This window comes from Methylobacterium sp. CCH5-D2 (assembly GCF_001556475.1).
Classification (GTDB): Bacteria; Pseudomonadota; Alphaproteobacteria; order Rhizobiales; family Beijerinckiaceae; genus Methylobacterium; species Methylobacterium hispanicum.
In genome coordinates this window covers 1-4,857 of record NZ_LSIX01000397.1, presented here as the reverse complement: position 1 = coordinate 4,857, position 4,857 = coordinate 1, and the positions used below count along the sequence as shown (strand labels likewise).

Here is a 4,857-nt window from a genome sequence, read left to right as displayed (position 1 = left end):
TTCACGCTCCACCGCACCGACCGGCCGACGAGCGCGGCCAGCGCCAGCGGCGCGGCGAAGGTCAGTCCGAGCACGACGCCTCCTCAGGCCCCGCGGGCCGCGACCAGCGTCATCAGGCGGAGCGCCGCCTCGCTCGCCGGCCGGTCGGTGCGGTGGAGCGTGAAGGTCCAGCCCTGCGCGCGGGCGATCTCGGCGAGCGCGGCGCGGTGGGCGGCGATCCGCTCGCGATAGGCCGCACCCCAGGTCGCTGCCTCGCCGATATCGAGGGCGAGGCCGGATTCGAGGTCGTGCAGCACCGCCTGGCCGGCGAACGGGAAGGTCTCCTCGATCGGATCGACGATCGCCACGAGGTGGCCGCGGCTGCCGCGGCCGGCGATCTCCCGCACGCTCTCGCCGACGCGCTCGGGCGGTGTCAGGAAGTCGCTGACCAGGATCGCCTCGTCGAAGCGGCCGGGCTCGGCGCGGGGCGGCAGGTCCTGGGTCAGCCCGGCCTCGTCGGCGACGAGGCTCTGGGCCAGCCGCTCCACGATGTTGCGCGCCGCGGTGGCCCGGGTGAGGCCGAGCAGGCCCACCCGCTCGCCGCCCTCCACGAAGGCGTCGGCCAGCGCCAGCCCCAGCACCAGGGCCCGCTCGATCTTCGGCGCCGTCGCCAGGTCCGAAGAAAATCCCATCGAGGCCGAGCGGTCGATCCAGAGCCAGATGTTGTGGGCGGCCTCCCACTCGCGCTCGCGCACGTAGAGCCGGTCGTCGCGGGCCGAGCGGCGCCAGTCGATGCGCGCGGCCGCCTCCCCGGTCACGAAGGGGCGGAACTGCCAGAAGCTCTCGCCGGGCCCGGCGCGGCGGCGCCCGTGCAGGCCGTGGGCGAGCAGGCTCGACACGCGCCGCGATTCCAGGATCAGCCGGGGCATCCGCGAGGCCAACGACGCGGCGCTCTCGCTCTCGCGCCGTCCGGGGGCGCGCGCTTCGGCGCTGAGGGCGCGGGTCGCGACCAAGCTCAGAGCCGTTCCGCTAGCTTGGCGATCAGCCCCTCGACGGTCTCGCCGTCGGCCCGCGCCGCGTAGCCCAGCGCCATGCGGTGCTTCAGCACGGGCTCGGCCAGCGCCTTCACGTCCGCGACCGAGGGGGCGACGCGGCCCTCGATGAGCGCGCGGGCGCGGACCGCCAGGGTCAGCGCCTGGCTGGCGCGGGGGCCGGGGCCCCACATCAGCTTGCCCTTGACCAGCGCGTCGCCGCTGTCGGGCCGGGCCGCGCGCACGAGGTCGAGGATCGCCTCGACCACCGCCTCGCCGACCGGCAGGCGCCGCACGAGGCGCTGGGCGGTGAGCAGCTGGTCGGTGCTCATCGCCGGCTTGGCGCGCGTCTCCTCGACGCCGGTGGTCTCGATCAGGATGCGGCGCTCGGCGGCGCGGTCGGGATAACCGACGTCGATCTCGAGGAGGAAGCGGTCGAGCTGCGCCTCGGGCAGCGGGTAGGTGCCCTCCTGCTCGATCGGGTTCTGCGTCGCCAGCACGTGGAAGGGGCGCGGCAGGTCGTGGCGCTCGCCCGCGACCGAGACGAAGTGTTCCTGCATCGCCTGGAGCAGGGCCGACTGGGTCCGCGGGCTCGCCCGGTTGATCTCGTCGGCCATCAAGAGCTGCGTGAAGACCGGGCCCTTCACGAAGCGGAAGGAGCGGCGGCGCTCGGCATCCTCGTCGAGGATCTCGGTGCCGAGGATGTCAGAGGGCATCAGGTCGGGGGTGAACTGGACGCGCCGTGCGTCGAGCCCCAGCACCGTGCCCAGCGTCTCCACCAGCTTGGTCTTGGCGAGGCCGGGCAGGCCGACGAGCAGGCCGTGGCCGCCGGCCAGGATGGTCACGAGAGCGAGGTCGACCACCTGCTCCTGGCCGAAGATCACCCCGTGGATCGCCTCCCGGGCCTCGCTGACCGTGGCGAGGCAGCTCTCGGCGGTGGCGACGATGCCCTCGTCGAGGGCGGTGGCGGCTGAGCCTGATGTCATGCGCTCGGGCGTTCCCTGATCCGAAGGGGGGAGTGTGGCGCGCTTTCCCGCGGGCTGGCAAGGTCGGCATCGCCGCACGGCGCCGTCGTGCCCCTCCCCCACCGCTCCGGAGGGAGAGACGCGGCGTCAGCCGCTCCCCTCCTCCACCGCCTCGCAGAGCGGCGGTGGCGCCAGCGTGCCGCGCCAGCGGGCGTAGGCCCAGGGGCGGTACCAGCGCGCCTCGTCCGGCAGCGCCTCCGGCACGAGGTCGATGCCGTGGGTGCCGAAGGGCCCGCAGCGGCAGATCCGGGCGAAGCCCATCCAGCCGCCCGGCCAGAGCCCGTGCCGCCTGATCGCCTCGTCCGTGTAGGTGGAGCAGCTCGGCCAGTGCCGGCACTGGCGCCCGACGAGGCCCGACAGGGTGAGCTGGTAGCCCCGGATTGCGACGTGCGCCGCCCGACGGGTCAGGGTCACGCGGACCTCAGGCGGCCTGGCGCTTGGCCGCGATCTGGTCGAGGGCATCGACCACCGCGTCGAAGGTCAGCAGCGTCGAGGCGTGGCGGGCCTTGAAGTCGCGCACCGGCTCCAGAACCGCGAAGTCCGCCCAGGGGCCGGCCGGCGCCGCCGCGCCCTGCTTCAGCATGGCCCGCACCGCCTCCCGCAGGGCCCGCAACTCGTCCGCCGAGGCGCCGACCACGTGGCGCGCCATCAGCGAGGACGAGGCCTGGCCGAGCGCGCAGGCTCGAACCTCGTGGGCGAAATCGGCGACGCGGTCCTCGGCACCGAGCGCGAGATCGACCGTCACGGTCGAGCCGCAGAGCTTGGAATGCGCCGTGGCGCTGGCGTCCGGGCGGTCGAGGCGGCCGAGCCGGGGGATGTCGGCGGCGAGTTCGAGGATGCGCCGGTTGTAGATGTCGTCGAGCATCGAAGCGTCGCTCTCTCGCAGGATCCTCTCGGGATCGGGATCAGACCCGCCCGCCGTGCATCCGATGTCCGTTGCGCGACGGCGCCGAAACGACGATATAGGCGAGACCACGCCGCTTCGCGAGGAGGCGGCCATCGACCAGGGTCGCGCCCACGGCCAGGGGCGCTCGATCGCAGCGGGCACCGTCCGGACCCCGATCCCGGCCGGAGACGACGCCCGGGACGCCCTGTCGCGATGTACGCCAAGCCCGACAGCACGACCATGAAGTCCCGTGTGGCGCGGGCGGGAGATGCCATGGATGCCGCTCTCAAATCCCTGTCCTACCGTTCGGTCGAGGCCGAGGAGGGCCGGGTCCTGCCGATGATGCGCAACGACAACGCGCCCCGCGCCGAGGCGCAGGCCCCCGAAATCGCGCCCGAGATCGCGCCGGAGCCGGCCTCCGCCACCCGGGTGCCCGAGGGCCTCGCGCTCGGCCGCCCGAGCCGCGAGGAGGCCGAGGCCGCCGTGCGCACCCTGCTGCGCTGGGCCGGCGACGACCCGAACCGCGAGGGCCTGCGCGACACGCCGGCCCGCGTGGTCAAGGCCTACGGTCAGCTCTTCGGCGGCTACGACACCGACGCCGAGGAACTGCTGGAGCGGGTCTTCGAGGAGGTCGAGGGCTACTCGGACATCGTGCTGGTGCGCGACATCCCGTTCTACTCGCACTGCGAGCACCACATGGTGCCCTTCATGGGGCTCGCCCACATCGCCTACTACCCGACCAAGGGCGTGGTCGGCCTCTCGAAGCTCGCCCGCGTGGTCGACACCTTCGCCCGCCGCCTGCAGACGCAGGAGACCATGACGGCCCAGATCGCCGACGTGATCGAGAGCATCCTCAAGCCCCGCGGCGTCGCCGTGCTGGTGGAGGCCGAGCATCTCTGCATGGCGATGCGCGGCGTGCAGAAGGCCGGCGTCTCGACCATCACCAGCCAGTTCCGCGGCGCCTTCAAGAACGACCCGAACGAGCAGGTGCGCTTCCTGACGCTGGTTCGGGGCGGCAAGGGCTGACGCGGCGACCGGACCGATGACCGCACCTCCGCCCTTCGACGCCCCCGGCAGCCGCCACGAGGTCGAGGAGGGCTCCGCCTTCACGCCCCGCTTCGACGCCAGCGGGCTGATCAGCTGCATCGCGGTCGATGCGCAGGATGGGCGCGTACTCATGCTCGCGCACATGAACGCCGAATCGCTCGCCCGCACGCTGGAGACCGGCGAGGCCTGGTACTGGTCGCGCTCGCGGGGCGAGCTCTGGCACAAGGGCGCCACCTCCGGCCAGATCCAGCGCGTCGTCGAGATGCGCACCGATTGCGACCAGGACGCCGTGCTGATCACCGTGGAGGTCGGCGGCGACGGCGGCTGCTGCCACACCGGACGGCGTGCCTGCTTCTACCGCAGCGTCTCGCTCGACCGGGCCGCGGGCCGCGCGGTGCTGCGACCGGCCGAGCCTTGAGCCTGCGGCCGGGCCTGCGTGCGGCGCCGGACCCGGATTTCGGGCCGGACGCCGTCGAGCCGCGCCGTCCGGCCGAGACCGGCCCACGCCTCGGCCTCGCGCTCGGCGGCGGCTCGGCCCGGGGCTGGGCGCATATCGGCGTGATCCGGGCGCTGGAGGCGGCCGGCATCCATCCGGGCGTGGTGGCGGGCTGCTCGATCGGCGCCGTGGTCGGCGCCTGCTACGCCGCCGGCAAGCTCGACGCGCTGGAGGATTTCGCCCGCTCGCTGACCAAGCGCCGGGTCGTCGGCCTGCTCGACCTGCGCCTGTCGGGCGCCAGCCTGATCGGCGGCGACCGGCTGCGCCGGCGTCTGGTGGCGGACCTCGAGACGCGCCGCATCGAGGACCTGCCCGTGCGCTTCGCCGCGGTCGCGACCGAGCTCGGTGCCGGCCACGAGGTCTGGCTGAGCCGCGGCCCCCTGATCGAGGCGG

General features: G+C 73.9%; 7 protein-coding genes. 3 read left to right on the top strand and 4 right to left on the bottom strand.

From position 1 onward, the window contains the following. Window positions 1–83: 83 nt before the first annotated feature. The 4 genes from AX737_RS10275 to AX737_RS10260 form a co-directional block, all read right to left on the bottom strand. Entirely contained in the window at window positions 84–992 is a 909-nt protein-coding gene (locus tag AX737_RS10275) for a DUF58 domain-containing protein (RefSeq protein WP_066921055.1), read from the bottom strand. 2 nt (window positions 993–994) lie between these two features. Beyond that, a complete protein-coding gene (locus AX737_RS10270; RefSeq protein WP_066921053.1) occupies window positions 995–1,996 on the bottom strand; it encodes a MoxR family ATPase in 1,002 nt (333 codons plus the stop codon). A 126-nt stretch (window positions 1,997–2,122) separates the two neighbouring features. After that, the gene (gene yidD, locus AX737_RS10265) at window positions 2,123–2,443 is read right to left on the bottom strand and encodes a membrane protein insertion efficiency factor YidD (protein WP_066921058.1); all 321 of its coding nucleotides are present in this window, start codon (window positions 2,441–2,443) and stop codon (window positions 2,123–2,125) included. A 13-nt stretch (window positions 2,444–2,456) separates the two neighbouring features. Beyond that, complete coding sequence (locus AX737_RS10260) at window positions 2,457–2,900, bottom strand: iron-sulfur cluster assembly scaffold protein (protein ID WP_066921051.1); 444 nt, start codon at window positions 2,898–2,900, stop codon at window positions 2,457–2,459. A 234-nt stretch (window positions 2,901–3,134) separates the two neighbouring features. Between AX737_RS10260 and folE the strand changes: the two genes are divergently transcribed. The 3 genes from folE to AX737_RS10245 form a co-directional block, all read left to right on the top strand. Then, window positions 3,135–3,947: a GTP cyclohydrolase I FolE gene (folE, locus tag AX737_RS10255; RefSeq protein ID WP_066921049.1), complete on the top strand. Its 813-nt coding sequence runs from the start codon at window positions 3,135–3,137 to the stop codon at window positions 3,945–3,947. Between the two features lie 16 nt (window positions 3,948–3,963). Next, on the top strand, window positions 3,964–4,386 hold the full coding sequence (gene hisI / locus AX737_RS10250; RefSeq protein WP_066921048.1) for a phosphoribosyl-AMP cyclohydrolase: 423 nt from the start codon (window positions 3,964–3,966) through the stop codon (window positions 4,384–4,386). A gap of 2 nt (window positions 4,387–4,388) precedes the next feature. After that, a partial coding sequence (locus AX737_RS10245; RefSeq protein WP_197430527.1) for a patatin-like phospholipase family protein occupies window positions 4,389–4,857 on the top strand: 469 nt, incomplete at its 3' end.

What these genes read in the sequence shown, in the direction of transcription:
- AX737_RS10270 (WP_066921053.1), bottom strand. Translation starts at nt 1,996, where the DNA reads ATGACATCAGGCTCAGCCGCCACCGCCCTCGACGAGGGCATCGTCGCC.
- AX737_RS10260 (WP_066921051.1), bottom strand. Translation starts at nt 2,900, where the DNA reads ATGCTCGACGACATCTACAACCGGCGCATCCTCGAACTCGCCGCCGAC.
- folE (WP_066921049.1), top strand. Translation starts at nt 3,135, where the DNA reads ATGTACGCCAAGCCCGACAGCACGACCATGAAGTCCCGTGTGGCGCGG.
- hisI (WP_066921048.1), top strand. Translation starts at nt 3,964, where the DNA reads ATGACCGCACCTCCGCCCTTCGACGCCCCCGGCAGCCGCCACGAGGTC.